The following is a 16,815-nucleotide window of genomic DNA, read 5'->3' as shown; positions in this document are numbered from 1 at the left end:
CCCCAGTGAACTCCCCGGTCCTCCCGGATGTCGCGCCTCGGACGCCCGGCCGGCCGGACTGACGCCGTTCGGGATGGCGGGCGGGGCATACCGGGTTAGAAGCCGGTGCACTTCCAGACGACTCGCGAGGACCGCATGAAGCGTCGCACCCCGCTCTCCCTGCTGGCCGCCGTGCTGCTGGCCGCCACCCCGGTATGGGCTCAGGCCCCTGCTCCCACCGCGAAGCCCGCGGCCACTGCCAGGGCCAGCTCCGCGAAGGGCTCGGCGCTCGCCCCCGTGACGAGCGTGGAGGGCATCACCGAGTACCGCCTGCCCAATGGCCTGCGCGTGCTCCTCTTCCCGGACCCCACCAAGCCCAACGTCACCGTCAACGTGACGTACTTCGTCGGCAGCAAGCACGAGGGCTACGGCGAGACAGGCATGGCCCACCTGCTCGAGCACCTGATGTTCAAGGGCACGCCCACCACGAAGAACGTCCCCCAGGCCCTCACCGAGCGCGGCGCCCGTCCCAACGGCACCACCTGGATGGACCGCACCAACTACTACGAGACGCTCCCCGCCTCGGACGACAACCTGCGCTGGGCCCTCTCCTTCGAGGCCGACCGCATGGTCAACAGCTTCATCGCTCGCAAGGACCTCGACAGCGAGATGACCGTCGTCCGCAACGAGTTCGAGTCCGGTGAGAACGACCCGCGCGGCATCCTCTTCGAGCGCGTCATGTCCGCCGCGTACATCTGGCACAGCTACGGCAAGGCCACCATCGGCGCGCGCTCGGACCTGGAGAACGTGCCCATCGACCGGCTCCAGGACTTCTACCGGAAGTACTACCGCCCGGATAACGCCCTGCTCGTCGTCGCCGGCCGCTTCGACGAGCGCAAGACGCTGTCCATGATTCAGGACACCTTCGGCCGGCTGAAGAAGCCCGCGAAGCCCGTGCCCTCCACGTACACCGCCGAGCCCGTCCAGGACGGCGAGCGCGAAGTCACCCTGCGCCGCGTGGGCGACACCTCCGTCCTCACCAGCCTCTACCACGTGCCCGAGGGCGCCCACCCCGACTTCGCCGCCATCGACGTGCTCACGCTCATCATGGGCAACAACCCGTCCGGCCGCCTCTACAAGGCCCTGGTGGAGACGAAGCAGGCCGCGCGCGCCGGCGCCTCCAACCTGCAGCTCAGGGACCCCGGCGTCCTCACCTTCTCCGTGGAATTGCGCGAGGGCCAGCCCGTGGCCGCCGCGCGCGACACGTTCCTCAAGACGGTGGAGGAGTCCTCCAAGACGCCCTTCACCGAGGAGGAGGTCACCCGCGCGAAGACGCAGCTCAGCAAGGCCATCGAGCTGACGCTCAACAACTCCGAGCGCGCCGCCATCCAGCTCTCCGAGTGGGCCGCCACCGGTGACTGGCGCCTGTTCTTCATGCACCGGGACCGCATCGAAGCGGTGAAGCCCGACGACGTGACGCGCGTGGCGGCCACGTACCTCAAGGCCTCCAACCGCACCCTGGGCACGTTCATCCCCACGCCGAAGCCGGAGCGCTCGGAGATGCCGCCGCCGGTGGACATGGCGAAGATGATGGACGGCTACAAGGGCCGCGAGGCGGTGGCGCAGGGCGAGGTCTTCGACCCGTCTCCCGCCAACGTCGAGGCGCGCGTGCAGCGCGGCGAGCTGCCGGGCGGCATGAAGTACGCGCTGCTCTCCAAGAAGACGCGCGGGGAGATGGTCAACCTGGCCCTCAACCTGCGCTGGGGCACCGAGGACGCGCTGCGCGGGAAGTCGGACGCGGCGCAGTACCTGGGCCGCATGCTGATGCGCGGCACCGCGAAGCGCGGTCGGCAGCAGCTCCAGGACGCGTTCGACAAGCTCAAGGCGCGCGTGGGCGTGGACGGCGGCCTCACCGGCGCCACCATCTCCATCGAATGCCCGCGCGCCAGCCTCCCCGAGGCGCTCAAGCTGGTGGCCGAGGTGCTGCGCGAGCCCGCCTTCGACGCCAACGAGTTCGCGCTGCTCAAGCAGGAGCGGCTGGCCGCGATGGAGTCGCAGCGCAGCGAGCCGGAGACGCAGGGCAGCATCGCCTTCTGGCGCGCCATGTCCGCGCAGTACCCGAAGGGGCACCCGTACTACGTGCCCACGCTGGAGGAGCGCCTCGCCGGCGTGAAGGACACGCCGCTGGAGGACCTGCGCGCCTTCCACAAGGCCTTCTACGGCGCGTCCAACGGCGAGCTGGCCGTGGTGGGCGACTTCGAGGCGAAGGACGTGGTGGCGCTCGCCGGGGACTTGTTCGGCGGCTGGAAGAGCCCGGCCCCCTTCAAGCGCGTCCCGCAGGTCTTCACCGATGGTGGCGCGAAGGTGGTGGCGCTGGAGACGCCGGACAAGGCGAACGCGTACTACCTGGCGGGCCAGTCCCTGAAGCTGCGCAAGGACGACGCGGACTGGCCGGCGCTGATGCTCGGCAACTTCGTGCTGGGTGGCGGCTTCCTCAACTCGCGGCTGGCCACGCGCATCCGCCAGCAGGACGGCCTGTCCTATGGCGTGGGCAGCAGCCTGGACGCGGGCGACATCGACGCGGTGGGCAACTTCGTCACCTACGCCATCTACGCGCCGGAGAACGCGGCGAAGCTGGAGGCGGCAATGGGCCAGGAGGTGTCTCGCGCGGTGAAGCAGGGCTTCACGGCGGAGGAGCTGGAGAAGGCGCGCGCGGGCCTGCTCGAGTACCGCCAGGCGGCGCGCTCGCAGGACGGTGGCCTGGCGCGGCAGCTCGCCGGGTACCTGTACCTGGGGCGCACGCTGGCCTTCGACGCGACGCTCGAGGCGAAGCTCGCGAAGCTCAAGCCCGAGGACGTACGCAAGGCGATGGAGCGGCACGTGGACTGGGCCAGGGTGCTGCAGGTGAAGGCGGGCGACTTCGCCAATGTGGAGAAGAAGGCCAAGGCCCCCGTCAACGCACCGGCCGCGCCGTGACGCGATAGCCGCTCACGCGCGCAGGTGAAGCTCCGAGCCCCGCGGTGCCTTGCTGGCGCCGCGGGGCTCTGTCTTTCCTCCACGCCCGCACAGTGTCCACGGCGTGACGGAATGGGCGTCCCGAGGTGTGGGTGGGCGCCTCCGCGGTGAGCGATGCCCGCGCCTCCCGCAGTGGCTACCTTCCTGCATGGACGGGAGGGGAATGCGGAGAGGGAGCGGACATCTCGCGAGCATGCTGCCGTGGCTGCTCGTCCTGTGCGCGGCGGCTCCGGCCTGCGCCCCGACGAGCGGCTGGAGCGTGGCCCCTCCGGAGTGTGAAGGCGCTGACAGTGCCTCGTTCGTCCGGGGCTTCGAGGCGCGAAGTGACGGCGCTCCAGACCCCTTCACGTATGACGAGGAGGACGGGCTGCCGGTCCTCCACCTCTTCATGTCGTCGTCGCTGCCGGACGACGACGGCTACCGTCCGGCGCGGCTCGTCCACCGCGGGCGCTGCTACACCGCGGAGACGCGCTACCGGGGGGACACCTCGCTGCGCTTCCCCAAGCGCAGCCTGACGGTGGAGCTCGACAAGGGGCAGACCTTCGACGAGCCCGAGCACGCCGGTGGCTTCATGGGCCGCCGCAAGCTGGTGCTCACCAGCCCGTTCAATGACAACTCATACCTCCGCGCCCGGCTCGCGTTCGAGGTGTGGAACCGCATGTCCCCGGACCACCTCCAGCTGAGGGGCTACAGCGCGGTCGTCTACGTGAATGGCGAGTACCAGGGCCTCTACACCGTGATGGACCACGTCGACCGCGACTACCTCTCTGACTGGGGACTGGACTCGGGCGGGGACCTCTTCAAGGCCGTGGACGGTGACGCGAACTTCTCGCGCCTGGACGCCATGGGCCTGCCCAAGGTGAAGCTACGCCAGGGCTACGAGAAGAAGGCGGGCGAGCCCGAGGACGGTGACGATGCGTTCCGCACCATCGACGCGCTCACCGCCTTCGTGGCGGACGCCAGCCCGGAGCAGTTCGCCGCCGAGCGGGGCGAGTGGATGGACGTGCGCGACTACGAGGACTGGTGGATTCTGTCCAACCTCGCGTACACGAAGGACTCGGTGGCGAAGAACGCCTACCACTTCCGGGCGCGTGGGCCGGGGACGCGCTTCCGCTTCATCCCCTGGGATTTGGACGCCAGCTTCGGGCAGGACTGGAACACGATGCGCCTGAAGGCGGAGGACCTGTACCCCTTCACGCGGGAGAACCTCATCTTCGCGCGCATGCGGGAGGACCCGGCCATCGCCGCCTCCCTGCGCGAGCGCTACCGCGAGCTGCTCCAGGGGCCGCTGCACCGGGACGTGGTGCTCGGGCTCATCGACGGGTACGCGCGCGAGTTGGGCCCCGCGGCGCTCAAGGACGAGGCGCGCTGGGGCGAGCAGTACAAGGACTTCCCCCGCTGGCGCGGACGCACAGACCTGAACGACTTCGCGGGCGAGGTGGCGTACCTGCGCGCCTGGGTGGACACACGCTGGCGGACCGTGGAGGAGTCGCTTCGCTGAAGCGCGGGGTGCGAGTTGATGCGGCGCGGACTCGAGGGCCTCGTTATGAGGCGCACCCATGATTGACCTCTACACGTGGACGACGCCGAACGGCTACAAGGTCTCGATAGCGCTGGAGGAGCTGGGCCTGCCCTACACGGTGCACGGGGTGGACATCACCAAGGGTGTGCAGAAGCAACCGGAGTTCCTGCGCATCAACCCCAATGGACGCATCCCCGCCATCGTCGACCGGGCGGAGGGTGACTTCGCCGTGTTCGAGTCGGGCGCCATCCTGCTCTACCTCGCGGAGAAGACGGGCCGGCTGATGCCCACGGACGCGAAGGGCCGCTCTCGCGTCATCCAGTGGCTGATGTTCCAGATGGGGGGCGTGGGGCCGATGCAGGGACAGGCCAACGTCTTCTTCCGCTACTTTCCGGAGAAGCTCCAGCCCGCCATCGACCGCTACCAGAACGAGACGCGGCGGCTGTACACGGTGCTCGACACGCGGCTGAAGGAGAGCGAGTACCTCGCGGGCGACTACAGCATCGCGGACATCGCCACCTGGCCGTGGGTGCGCGTCCACGACTGGGCCGGCGTGTCGGTGGACGGGCTGCCCCACCTGCAACGGTGGATGAAAGCGATTGCGGAGCGCCCCGCCGTGAAGCGCGGAGTCGACGTGCCCTTCCCGCTGAAGAAGGACACGACCGACGAGGAGCGTGCGAAGTCGGTCCAGTCGATACTCCAGCGGTAGCGGACGGGAAGTGGGTAGCGGGTGAACGGGCAAAAGGGTGGCTCATCACGCCCTTGCCTCGGTCCAGTAGCCCGACAGCAGCTCGGCCTGCATGAGAACGGTCTGGGTCGCGGCATCCTGCTTGTCGGGTGGATATCCGTACTTGCGGAGGATGCGCTTCACGATGACGCGCAGCTTCGCGCGGACGGACTCCTTGACGGTCCAGTCGATGGTGACATTGCGACGGACGGTCTCGACCAGTTCTCGGGCAATCAGCTTGAGCGTCTCATCGCCGAGCACCTTCACCGCGCTGTCATTCACCTCGAGCGCGTCATAGAAGGCGAGCTCGTCCGTGGTGAGGTCCAGCTTCTCGCCGCGGCGGCCGGCCTCTCGCATCTCCCTGGCGAGCTCAATCAACTCCTCGATGATCTGCGCGGCCTCGATGGCCCGGGCCTGGTAACGGCGGATGGCCTTCTCGAGCAACTCCGCGAACGAGCGCGCCTGGACGAGATTGTGACGTGAGCGCGTCCGCACCTCGTCATGCAGGAGCTTTCGCAGCAGCTCGACCGCGAGGTTCTTGTGCTGCATGCCCTGCACTTCGGCGAGGAACTGGTCGGACAGGATGGAGATGTCCGGGTTCTTGAGGCCCGCCGCCGAGAAGATGTCGATGACCTCATCCGAAACGACGGCCTTCGAGACCATCTGCCGGATGGCATGGTCGAGTTCGCCCGAGGCCTTGCGGTCACCCGCCGAGGTCTTGGCGATGGCCGCGCGCACGGCCTGGAAGAACCCGACGTCATCCCGGATGCGGATGGCCTCGTCGTGTGGCACGGCCAGGGCGAATGCGTGCGACAGCTCGGTGACCGCCTGGAGCAGGCGCTCCTTACCGCCCTTCTGGGCGAGCACGTGCTCCTGCGCCGCGGGCAGGAGGGAGAGTTGCTGGGCCGCTCTGCCATGTGTCCAGGCGCTCCAGTCGAAGCCATGGAAGAGGTCGCAGCAGATCTCATGCTTCTCCAGCATGAGCGCGACAGCCTCTTCCTGGTCCACCGCGGTATCACCCTGCCCGCCGCTCTCCGTGTACGTGTGGAGCGCGCGCTTGAGCTGGTCGGCGAGGCCCAGGTAGTCGACGACGAGCCCGCCCGGCTTGTCCCGGAACACGCGGTTCACGCGAGCAATCGCCTGCATGAGGCCATGCCCTCGCATCGGCTTGTCGACGTACATCGTGTGCATGCACGGTGCGTCGAAGCCGGTGAGCCACATGTCGCGAACGATGACCACCTTGAGCGGGTCATCGGGGGCCTTCAGGCGCTTCGCCAGCGCTTCACGCCGGGACTTGCTGCGGATGTGCGGCTGCCAGTCCTTGGGGTCGGAGGCCGAGCCGGTCATCACCACCTTGATGGCGCCTTGCGCGTCATCGTCGTGATGCCACGCGGGGCGCAGCGCGGTGAGCGCCTTGTAGAGGTCCACACAGATGCGCCGGCTCATGCAGACGACCAGGGCCTTGCCGTCCATCACCGCCAGGCGCGCCTCGTAGTGTCTGACCAGGTCCTCGGCGACGAGCGTGAGCCTGCGGTCCGTACCGACCAGGGACTCCAGCGCGGACCACTTCGTCTTGAGCTTCTCCCTGCCTTCGAGCTCCTCGCCCTCGGTGAGCTCGTCGAAGGACTCGTCGAGGTGAGGTCTCTCCTCGTCACGCAGCTTGAGCTTCGCGAGCCGGCTCTCGTAGTAGATGGGGACGGTGGCTCCGTCCTGCACCGCGCGCTGGATGTCGTAAACGCTGATGTAGTCGCCGAAGACCGAGCGCGTGTTCTTGTCGGTCAGCTCGACAGGCGTGCCCGTGAAGCCGATGAACGAGGCTTTCGGCAGGGCGTCGCGCATGTGCCGCGCGAAGCCGTCGATGAAGTCGTACTGGCTGCGGTGCGCCTCGTCCGCGATGACGACGATGTTCTCTCGCGGAGAGAGCAACGGGAAGGTGTCGCCCTTCGTCTCCGGAAGGAACTTCTGGATGGTGGTGAAGATGACGCCGCCCGCGGCGACCTTGAGCAACTCGCGCAGTTGGGTGCGGTTGCCGGCCTGCTCGGGCTTTTGACGCAGCAGTTCCTGGCAGCGCGAGAAGGTGCCGAAGAGCTGCTCGTCCAGGTCGTTGCGGTCCGTGAGGACGACGAGCGTCGGGTTCCGCATCTCGGGATGCAGGATGATGCGCCCGGCGTAGAAGGCCATCGTCAGGCTCTTGCCGGAGCCCTGGGTGTGCCAGACGACGCCGACGCGGCGGCTGCCCTGGGGTCGCGAAGCCGCGAGGGTGGCATCGACCGCGCGCGCCACGGCATGGAACTGGTGGTAGCCCGCCACCTTCTTGGTGACGGTGCCGCCGTCGTCCTCGTAGACGATGAAGTAGCGGATGAGGTCGAGGAAGCGCCGTGGCTCGAACGCGCCCCGAATGAGCACCTCGAGCTGCGTCAGGCTCGCGGGCGCGAGTTCCTCGCCTTCGATGGTGCGCCAGGGCAGGAAGCGCTCCCGGTTGGACGAGAGCGTTCCGAGCCGCGCCTCCAACCCATCCGAGGCGACCATCACCTCGTTGAAGACGAAGAGGGCCTGCAGCTCGTCCTTGTAGGTCTGGAGCTGCTGGAAGGCGCTCCAGAGAGTCGTGCTCTCGGAGGCGGCGTTCTTCAGCTCGATGACCGCGAGGGGCAGCCCGTTCACGAACACGACGATGTCGGGGCGGCGCGTGTGGCCGTGCTCCTTCACGGTGAGCTGGTTGACGACGAGCCAGTCGTTCTCGCCAGGCGAGTCGAAGTCGAGCACGCGGACCGGGTCGTAGCCGATGCTGCCGTCGGAGCGCAGGTACTCGACGCTGACTCCATTCACCAGGTAGTGGTGCAGCTCGTGGTTCGCGTCGATGGGCTGGGGTGACGAGATGCGCGTGAGCTTGCGGAAGGCCTCCTCGAGCGCCTCGGAGGGCACCTTCGGGTTGAGCCGGCGCAGCGCATCCTGGAGGCGCCCTTCCAGCACGACCTGCTCATAGGTGGCACGCTCGGCGGCGGGCTCGCCGGGAGCAATCTCCGGGCCTGTGACGACGGCATAGCCAAGAGCACCGAACCACTCCAGCGCGGCCTCTTCGACGACGGACTCGGTGAAGGTAGCGGCCATTCCTCTGCCCTGTCTGGACCCTGCTGGCGTGTGCTGAATACTAACGTTCATCTCACGCAAAGCGCGAATGGCCCGCGTGCAAAGCCACACATTGGCCAGCAGGCTCCAGGCTCAGGTGGTCGGTGCGGCCGGCTGTGAAGGATTGAGGGGTCCCAGCAGACCCGCGCGGTCCAGCAGTTCGTGGACTCGTTCGGCGAGTGCGACATGTTCCGGGTTGGCGACCGTGAAGCGCTCCGGTGTCAGCACGATGAGCGTTCCCTTGTCCTCCACGGACTCGATGCTCACGGGCGTGGGGAGCGGCGGCACGGCTCCGCGACGCCGGGCAAGGTAGGTGACCCAGCCCACGTAGGGCCCACCCTTCGCGCAGCGGGACTTGAGCCGCTCGCGGAGTGGGTCCGACATCGCCACGCCCCAGTCCGGCTCCCAGGCGCTCGCCATGATCCGCAGCAGCCCACCGAGAGCGGGCGCGGTGAGCACCCGGTCCGAGTTCGGCCCCCGGGCTGGCAGGGTGAAGACGCAGGCGTTCTGGACCCACTTGGAGTAGCTGCCACAGGTGAAGTTGAAGCCGCAGGCGTCTTGGTCGTCGTCCGCGCCATTCCATCCGGCCACGCTGAATCCGAGGTCGTCGAACTGCCGGTCCTTGCCTCGGCGGATGAGCTCCTCCAGCGCCGGGAGCGTGAGGTCGATGGGGCGCTTGCGCGCGTCCTTTCGGGACTTGCCCTGCTGGAACCAGTGGGCGAGGGAGCCATCGACGCTGGGGAGGGACGCCAGGAGCTTCGCCGCGCGCTCGGCGCACCGGGCGGGCGCCTCCTGCCGAGCGCCCCAGTAGACACCTGCGTAGTGGGTCTCGTTCACGTCCTGGGTCTCCTTCAAGGCACGGGTGGTGTGAAGACGATGTCGATTCCCACCACGCCGTTTCGCTCGAACAGCGCTTGGATGGCCTCGGCGGTCTTCTGCTCGGCGATGTGCCATTGGATGGGCATGCCCTCCGCCGCTCGGAGCTGCCGACGTGCCTGGTCGACGAGGGCCTTGGCTCCCGACTTCTCGAACCAGACCCTGGGCATGAGGTCATCGAGGAACTTGTTCGCATAGCCGGGCCCCTTGGCCTCCAGGAGCATGGCGTCCTTGAACCCGTCGAACTTCACGCCTCCGCTGCGGGTGTCCATGCCGCCGACCCAGTAGGCCTCGTCGGCGGAGCGCCCCGAAATCTGCTCCTGGTAGTGGCGGGCGCGAGGGGACATCGACTCCTTCGCGGGTCCCCACCTGCCCGGATCGCCCGTGGGTGAGGCGCCCTGTGACGCGGTGCGGGCACGCTGGAGGATGAGGGCCGCTCCGGGGCCGCCGCTCAGCATCGCGGCTGCCCGGCCTGCTGGCACGGCGACGCGCTCCATCATCAGTGCGCCCTGGGCCGATAGGGACAGCACCGGCACCTGGGCCTCGGCGGCGGCCAGTGCCCCCGTCAGCGTGCGCGTGGTGGCCGCCGCCGTGCCCCAGGTGGCGATGAGGGTGGCGGTCAGCTTGGAGAGGGCCTTCACCTGCTCCCCTCGCGTCATGTGCCGGAAGCGCTCCAGGTATTCAGGCGAGGAGGCCACCAGTGCCGCGAGTCCGGCTGGCAGGTGCCCCAGCGCCGCGAGGTTGTCCGCGATGGGGGTGGAGAAGAGCTGCCCGATGGCCAGGGCCAGCTCGACGAAGGACTCTTCGGCGCCGTCCAGCGTGCGGCTGATGTAGTCCGCATCGTCGTACAGCTCGGCCAGCGCGCCTCCTTGGGGCTCGCGCAGCCGTGGGTCCATGAGACGGAAGGCTCCAGACCTGGCGGAGTAGAAACGGCCCAGCTCGAAGGGGCCCGCGCGGAAGGAACTGTCCTTCCACTGCACCGGACCGACCCTCTGCTGCGTGCGTCCGCTGCGCGCCCAGGCCAGATAGCCGTCGGGCCGAAGTACCGCCACGTTGGCAAAGCGCTCGACGCGGCGGAGAAGCTCGCCACGGGATGCATCACCTTCTTCCAGGACCTCTCGCAACAGGTGGCTCGCCGCGAGACGTGGCGGGAAGCTGTCCAGCGTCACGGGCTTGCGGGTCAACAGCGCGAGCAGCCGGGCTGCCTCGTTTGGCGCCAGGGCCTCGCCGCGAGGTGGCAGGGCGTCCAGGGTCTCCAGGCCCGCGGACACCAGCAGAGTCTCGAAGGCGTCGAGTTGCACGGCGCCGCTGGTGACGGTGCGAGCGGCCAGCTCCGCCGCGCTCAGTATGGCTACGTTCGTGCCCGGTTCGCGCTCGGGTCTGTGCGGGCGACTGTGCTGGCTTGGGCCTGAGGACCCGCGTGCTCGGGTGTTCGTCAGTGTGGGCTCGCATGCGGTGTGGCCCAGGGCGCCGTCAGGGCCGGGCGGCGCACGCACTGCAGTACATCCACTGACGACGAAGGCCAGCAGCACGCTCCATCCTCGCGCTGTCATCAAGTTCCTACTCTCGGTGTCCCCAACTTCGGAAACACGGCCCTATGGGGTTGCTTCCAGGAAGTGCTCCGCATGGCGCACCGAGAGTTCACCGGAAAGGAGCCTGGGCAGCAGAGAGTCCCGGCAGTGTGCAAGTGAGTTTGACTCGGCGACGTTGTTCCAGACTTTCTGTTGGAGCGATTCCAGAAGTCTTGAGACCTCCCGCTGTTCGGCATGTGGAGGTAGCGGCAACTGCATCTGGCGCTGGTCGCGCAAGCTTACATACTCGGCCATGTCCGTCTGGCCCTTGACCCGGTCCACCTGGTCCAGGAACCAGCGGCTTTGCATCCACTGTCGTAGGACGAACGGGTTCAGCCTTTCATGGTCGAGGCTGCGCCAGAAGCAAAGCTGGGGTGAGTAGACGAAGGGCTGCATCGCGGGCGCAACGAACGCGAAGCGACCTACCGTGCCCTTGGAGGTGAAGACCACGTCATATGGCCGGGACATTTTGTCGGCGGCCTTCTGGACGGATTCTTCGCGCAGGAGGTCCGCTTCCTCGAAGGAGAAGCCATTGTCGATGTTGCCAGCTCGCGCGAATGGCAGCCCCGTGAGGCCGAGTTCGTCGTTCTTCGCTCGGTATCCGTCGCCGACCTGCAATATCCCCTGGTTGAACAGCAATTCGACCGAGTTCTCCTTGGCGCTTCCCGAAGCCATCTGCTTCGAGAACCACGATATGAAGATTGCCTCTGCCATGGCTTCAAGCGTCGCGTTCATCCGCCGATTCAGTTCGATTTTATCATCGAGCGTGCCGAGGATGTGCGCTGTAGCACGCTGCACCTCAAAGGGCGGAAAGGGAAATACTTGGGCGCCGAACGTGTCGCGACTGAGTGAGGGGTTTGAAGTGCCGTCTTTGAGATGATTCAGGCCGACGTACTTAAGTAAATAATAAGCAAACTTGAGGTCGATGTCATTTCGTAGGGGCGCAAGCGAGTACGCTGTGTCAATCACCCAATAGTCAGTCTCGACCCACTCGACGCCGAGCGGTCCCTGTCCCTTGCGTCCCAGTACAACACCTGGTCCCTTAAAAAGTGCGGTGTCATGCCAGCCGCACTGGCCGTTTGTTCCGAACACAGGGATTGCTCCAGCTCGTCGACCGCTCTCGACAAGAGCCTTGCCGTACTTGAGTTCGAAGAGTTCGCGGGCCTGTACAAGTGGCCACTGGAAAGTGGTCCCTTCGCTGAATCCACGTGCGAGCATGCCGCCAGGGGGGAGTATCGTCACTGGCTATCTCCTTGCATCCAGTACATCGCTCCAAGTTCATTCAATTCTGTTTCCTCTAAACCCCGCATTTGTGAGTGAGGTATTCGTGCGTTCTCCCACGCGCGTCGGATTTGGTCCTAACTTTCATATCCGAGCCTCCGCAGAGTCTCCCGGATGACCTGCTCCAGCCGCGCGCCTTCGGTGAACTGCTCGCCGAGCTGGGCGACAAGGCGCTTCATCTTCTCGTCGAATGGTTCACCGTCCTCCTCCTCTTCTTCGGCACCAACGTAACGACCAGGCGTGAGCACATGCTGATTGGCGCGGATCTCCTCTGTAGTCGCGCTCTTGCAGTAGCCCGCGACGTCCGCGTACCTGCCTGAGCCGTCGCCGCGCCACCGATGGTACGTGTCGGCAATCTTCGCGATGTCCTCATCCGAAAGCTCACGGTGGACGCGGTCAATCATCGAGCCGAGCTTGCGCGCGTCGATGAACAACGTCTCATGCTGACGGTTGCGCATCTTCTTTCCGCGCCCGCCCAATCCATTCTTCTTGTCGCGCGCCAGGAACCACAGGCAGACGGGAATCTGCGTCGAGTAGAAGAGCTGTCCGGGCAGGGCCACCATGCAGTCGACGAGATCCGCATCGACCAGTGCCTTGCGAATCTCCCCTTCACCTGACTGCTGCGACGACATGCTGCCGTTGGCGAGCACGAAGCCCGCGATGCCCGTCGGCGACAGGTGGTGGATGAAGTGCTGCACCCACGCGAAGTTCGCGTTGCCGACCGGCGGTGCGCCGTACTTCCAGCGGACGTCCTCGCGCAGTCGCTGGCCGCCCCAGTCGCTATCGTTGAACGGTGGGTTCGCGATGACGTAGTCGGCCTTGAGCTCTTTGTGCGCGTCCTGATGGAAGGACCCGGCTTCGTTCCAGGCGATTTTCGCGTCGATGCCACGGATGGCGAGGTTCAGCATCGCGAGGCGCCAGGTGGTGTGGTTCGACTCCTGGCCGTAGATACTGACGTCGCCGATACGCCCACCATGCGCCGAAACGAACTGTTCGCTCTGCACGAACATGCCGCCGGAGCCGCAGCACGGGTCGAACACGCGGCCCTTGTACGGAGCGAGCATCTCGACGAGCACGCGAACGATGCACTGGGGCGTATAGAACTGCCCGCCCTTCTTGCCTTCGGCCGAGGCGAACTGGCCCAGGAAGTACTCGTAGACGCGACCGAGCACGTCGCGTGATCGGTTCGCCTTGTCGCCGAGACCGATGGTTCCGATGAGGTCGATGAGCTCGCCGAGCCGTTGCTTGTCGAGGGCAGGCCGCGCGTAGTCCTTGGGCAGCACGCCCTTGAGCGTCGGGTTGTCGCGCTCGAGGGTGACCATCGCGTCATCGAGGAGCTTGCCGATGGTCGGCTGCTTCGCCCTGCCTTGCAGGTACGACCAGCGTGCATCCTTGGGGACCCAGAAGATGTTCTCCGCCCGGTACTCGTCGGGGTCCTCGGGGTCGGCCCCCGACTTCCTGTCGGCCTCAAGCGCCGCATGCCGCTCCTCGAAGGCATCGGAGATGTACTTCAGGAAGATGAGGCCGAGGACGACGTGCTTGTACTCGGCCGCGTCCATGTTGTTGCGGAGCTTGTCGGCGGCCTGCCAGAGCTTCGCCTCGAAGCCCAGCGTGGTGCCATTGAGTGCTGGCGCGCCTGGCGGGGTCGGCTCAGTGGCCTTGGGGCGTCCACGCTTCCTGGCTTCGTTCTCGGTCTTCGCCATGGTGCTTTCCTCGGCGCTGTCCACGGACTGCATGGCGACCCAGGCCCGCGAGCCTGGGTGCGGCGCGCGGTCTAGCACCACCGGCGCCGGACTGGCAGGGACACGGCACCTCCTGTGACGGCACGCACCCTTCGGCATGCTCAACCGAGTGCCACGGAGAGTGCGGCTGGTCGCGCTGAGTCCGCGCCTCGTGGCCTGCTGGCGGCGGTACATCTTGCGCAGTGAGTTCTTGGGCTTCGCACCCCGATTGGCGAGATGCGTACTGTGACCACGGCGGACCGACGCTACTGCCTCGGTTGCAGGCATAGGATTCACGGCGCATGTCCCGCCCTCCCCTACCCTGCCCGCGCTTCGGCGACTCGCGCTTCCCGTGCGCCGTGGCACCCGGCGCGGTGGGGCCGGACTCGGTGCGGCTGTGGTTGCGCTCGGACGCTCCTGGCCCGCATCGGCTGGAGGTCTGGCCGCTCGACGGCGAAGGCCCTCGCCGCTCCGTGTCCTGGCACTTCGCGGCGGACGCGGACGCGGACGGCACGGGCACTCTGCTCTACCCCGACGACTTCCCCGGCGAGCCGCCGCCCTCGCCCCTGCGGCGCCACGGCTTCCGCATCACTCGCGAGCACGAGGGCGTCCTCGTCGGTGAAGGCCGCTTCGAGACACTGCCCGCGCGCCCCGAGGACACTCCCTCTACCTTCTCCTTCGGCCTGTTGAGCTGCCACCAACCCTTCGCTGACTCTGGCGAAGCGCGGCCCCTCTCCGTGGCCATGCTGGAGGCTGCTCGCCACGCATTGGCAGAACACGACGCGCGCTTCCTGCTGCTGGGCGGTGACCAGGTCTACGTGGACGAGCCGTCGTCGCTGTCCCTCTTCTCACCCGCGTACTTCCGAGGCGTGGCGCCACCGGGACGGGCGCGGTTGCTGGACTGCTCGGCCGAAGAGGTGCGGCGCCTGTACCAGCTCCGCCATCGCCAGTTCAGGGACGTGCCCGGCTGGCGCGCGCTGCAGGCGGACTACGCCTCGTGGCCCATGCTCGATGACCACGAGGTGGTGAACAACTGGGGCGCCGAGCCCGAGCACTCCGACGCCGAGTGGCAGCGGCTCCACCACGGTGCTCGCGCGGCGTATCACGACTACCAGAGCGCTCGGGTGCTCGGCCCGGGCGCGCCTCCGGACACCTTCGACTTCAGCTTCGACTACGGCAGCACCGGCTTCTACGCTATGGACCTGCGCAGCCAGCGCCGGGGCGGCGAGCAGCCTCGCGTGTACTCACCCGCGCAGCTCGCGCGCCTGTCCTCGTGGCTGGACTCGCACCGCGACAGCCGCGCGGTATTCCTCATGCTCAGCGTGCCCATGGTGTACGTGCCTTCGTGGGCCTCCGCGGTCATCTCGCTCCTGCGCAGCCACCGGGGCGACGCGCGGGACCGCTGGACGCACCTGTGGAACCTTCCGGACAGGGACAGGCTGCTGGGACTGCTGCTCGCGCATCAGCGCCGCTGCCCCGGACAGCGCGTGGTGCTGCTCAGCGGCGACGTGCACCTGGGCTGCGCATTCGCCATCGACTGGCTCGGCGACAGTGCGGGCTCGCTGTACCAGTTCACCTCCAGCGCGGTGACGCATGTGACGCGCGGGTTCTCCGCCTGGGCGGCCGGGCACCTGCCTCGCGCGGAGCTGCTGCTGAAGCTGGAGGACGGACCCGCCGCCCGGCTGGTGCGGCTGGACGGCGTCGGCGGTGCGAATCGAAACCCCTACAACGCCCTGAACGTGGGCGTAGTGGAGGTGAATGACAGGGGCACGCACTCCACCGTGCGCTTCAAGCTGGTGGGGCAGGACTCGCGCCACCCGGAGCAGCCCGTCACCGTGTTCGACTCGGGAGAGCTGTGACGCCCTCCCCTGCCCTGCTCGTCACTTCCCCGGCAGCGTGGCGAGGAACGCGTCGAGCGCGGCGTTGAACTCCTCGGGCTTGTCCATCATCAGCCAGTGGCTCACGCCGGTGAACACCGTGTGCGGAATGCGCGGGTAGAGCAGGTGATAGGAATTGGGCTGGATGAAGGCATCCACCACGAGCGTCTGGACGGGGCCCTTGTAGCGCTCGAAGACCCGGTCCGAGTTGTACGTGAGGATGCTCTTCAGCGCGCCGTATACGACTTCGCGCGGCGTGGCGTGCAGCCAGCGCATCACCGCCTCGTGCGTGTGCGGCTTCGCGTTCTTCAGGATGGGCGCGAACCAGCCGCCCATGAAGTCGCGGTACTTCTCCGGGCGAAAGCCGTCCTGGAACCAGGCGACCTGCTCGGGCGGCAGCGGCGGCATGGTGCCCGTCGTGTCCACGAAGACGAGCCCGGCGAGGCGCTCGGGCCAGCGGATGGCGTACTCGCCCGCGACGGCGCCTCCGAAGCTGTGCCCCACGAGCACGAAGCGCTCCAGGCCCAGCGCGTTCGCCACCGCATTCACGTCCTCGGCCATGTCCGGGGCGCCATAGCGGCCTTGCGGGTCGAGGTCCGACTCGCCCATTCCGCGCAGGTCGAAGGACACGGAGCGCGTCTGGAGATGTGACTGCTGCGCGGCCCACTGCTCGCGGCGGCCGGCGTTGCTGTTGACGAAGAGGACGGGGAGCCCGCCCTCACCGGAGTCGGTGACGGCGAGCCGACCCGCGGGGCCCTGGATGGTGCGGGAGGTGGATGCCATGGGCGCGGACGATGCCATGACTCCAGGCACCGTGAGCGGACGGCGTGGCTCCAGGGTGACGACGTGTCGGGTTTCCGGAAGGCATGAGGGCCTCCCGGGAGCGGCGCGGGACCGTGCTGTTCGGAAATGTCGGGACATTTCGCGCCGCAAGCTCCCGACATTGGAGAACGGGAACAGGCCGGCTGTCCGGCCACCCCACCGGGCACCGGCCAGGGCGATCGCATCTTCCTGACACCGGGGTGCCGTAGTTACGCGGGGTTAGCGGATGGGTTGGACAGGCTCGGAGGAGTGTGATCGACGGGGCCGATGGACAAGCCTCCGGCCCCGACGGCGAGCC

General features: G+C 67.4%; 10 protein-coding genes. 4 read left to right on the top strand and 6 right to left on the bottom strand.

Annotated elements, in window-relative coordinates; genetic code table 11:
* Positions 1 to 135: 135 nt before the first annotated feature.
* The 3 genes from G4D86_RS12945 (at position 136) to G4D86_RS12935 (ending at position 5,225) form a co-directional block, all read left to right on the top strand.
* On the top strand, positions 136 to 2,955 hold the full coding sequence (locus G4D86_RS12945; protein ID WP_205519561.1) for a M16 family metallopeptidase: 2,820 nt from the start codon (positions 136 to 138) through the stop codon (positions 2,953 to 2,955).
* Between the two features lie 232 nt (positions 2,956 to 3,187).
* Positions 3,188 to 4,495, top strand: a complete 1,308-nt coding sequence (locus G4D86_RS12940; RefSeq protein ID WP_163993283.1) for a CotH kinase family protein — start codon at positions 3,188 to 3,190, stop codon at positions 4,493 to 4,495.
* Positions 4,496 to 4,553: 58 nt separating this feature from the next.
* Positions 4,554 to 5,225: a glutathione S-transferase family protein gene (locus G4D86_RS12935; protein ID WP_163993280.1), complete on the top strand. Its 672-nt coding sequence runs from the start codon at positions 4,554 to 4,556 to the stop codon at positions 5,223 to 5,225.
* Between the two features lie 45 nt (positions 5,226 to 5,270).
* On the opposite strand, the gene G4D86_RS12930 is transcribed toward G4D86_RS12935, so the two are convergent.
* The 5 genes from G4D86_RS12930 to G4D86_RS12910 all read right to left on the bottom strand — a co-directional run bounded on the left by G4D86_RS12930 (position 5,271) and on the right by G4D86_RS12910 (position 13,800).
* On the bottom strand, positions 5,271 to 8,351 hold the full coding sequence (locus G4D86_RS12930; RefSeq protein ID WP_163993278.1) for a type I restriction endonuclease subunit R: 3,081 nt from the start codon (positions 8,349 to 8,351) through the stop codon (positions 5,271 to 5,273).
* Between the two features lie 111 nt (positions 8,352 to 8,462).
* Positions 8,463 to 9,206, bottom strand: a complete 744-nt coding sequence (locus G4D86_RS12925) for an immunity 52 family protein (protein WP_240360217.1) — start codon at positions 9,204 to 9,206, stop codon at positions 8,463 to 8,465.
* A 14-nt stretch (positions 9,207 to 9,220) separates the two neighbouring features.
* Positions 9,221 to 10,546 (bottom strand): Tox-REase-5 domain-containing protein, encoded by a 1,326-nt coding sequence (locus tag G4D86_RS53770; protein WP_275899107.1) that lies wholly within the window; start codon positions 10,544 to 10,546, stop codon positions 9,221 to 9,223.
* Positions 10,547 to 10,840: 294 nt separating this feature from the next.
* Positions 10,841 to 12,058 (bottom strand): restriction endonuclease subunit S, encoded by a 1,218-nt coding sequence (locus tag G4D86_RS12915; protein WP_163993271.1) that lies wholly within the window; start codon positions 12,056 to 12,058, stop codon positions 10,841 to 10,843.
* A 116-nt stretch (positions 12,059 to 12,174) separates the two neighbouring features.
* Entirely contained in the window at positions 12,175 to 13,800 is a 1,626-nt protein-coding gene (locus G4D86_RS12910; RefSeq protein ID WP_163993269.1) for a class I SAM-dependent DNA methyltransferase, read from the bottom strand.
* Between the two features lie 320 nt (positions 13,801 to 14,120).
* On the opposite strand from G4D86_RS12910, the gene G4D86_RS12905 reads away from it, so the two are divergent.
* Positions 14,121 to 15,677, top strand: coding sequence for an alkaline phosphatase D family protein (locus G4D86_RS12905; protein ID WP_163993267.1), 1,557 nt, complete (start codon positions 14,121 to 14,123; stop codon positions 15,675 to 15,677).
* Positions 15,678 to 15,698: 21 nt separating this feature from the next.
* Here the strand turns inward: G4D86_RS12905 and G4D86_RS12900 are convergent, their stop codons facing one another.
* Positions 15,699 to 16,478, bottom strand: a complete 780-nt coding sequence (locus G4D86_RS12900) for an alpha/beta fold hydrolase (RefSeq protein ID WP_163993265.1) — start codon at positions 16,476 to 16,478, stop codon at positions 15,699 to 15,701.
* Positions 16,479 to 16,815: the final 337 nt, after the last annotated feature.

The sequence above is a fragment of the Pyxidicoccus caerfyrddinensis genome, from assembly GCF_010894405.1.
GTDB classification, from domain to species: domain Bacteria; phylum Myxococcota; class Myxococcia; order Myxococcales; family Myxococcaceae; genus Myxococcus; species Myxococcus caerfyrddinensis.
This window is presented reverse-complemented; position numbering and strand designations above follow the sequence as displayed.

Excerpts from the sequence above, each read along its gene's own strand:
- G4D86_RS12945 (WP_205519561.1), top strand. The coding sequence starts at position 136 with ATGAAGCGTCGCACCCCGCTCTCCCTGCTGGCCGCCGTGCTGCTGGCC.
- G4D86_RS12940 (WP_163993283.1), top strand. The coding sequence starts at position 3,188 with ATGCTGCCGTGGCTGCTCGTCCTGTGCGCGGCGGCTCCGGCCTGCGCC.
- G4D86_RS12930 (WP_163993278.1), bottom strand. The coding sequence starts at position 8,351 with ATGGCCGCTACCTTCACCGAGTCCGTCGTCGAAGAGGCCGCGCTGGAG.
- G4D86_RS12900 (WP_163993265.1), bottom strand. The coding sequence starts at position 16,478 with ATGGCATCCACCTCCCGCACCATCCAGGGCCCCGCGGGTCGGCTCGCC.
- G4D86_RS12935 (WP_163993280.1), top strand. The coding sequence starts at position 4,554 with ATGATTGACCTCTACACGTGGACGACGCCGAACGGCTACAAGGTCTCG.
- G4D86_RS12910 (WP_163993269.1), bottom strand. The coding sequence starts at position 13,800 with ATGGCGAAGACCGAGAACGAAGCCAGGAAGCGTGGACGCCCCAAGGCC.
- G4D86_RS12905 (WP_163993267.1), top strand. The coding sequence starts at position 14,121 with ATGTCCCGCCCTCCCCTACCCTGCCCGCGCTTCGGCGACTCGCGCTTC.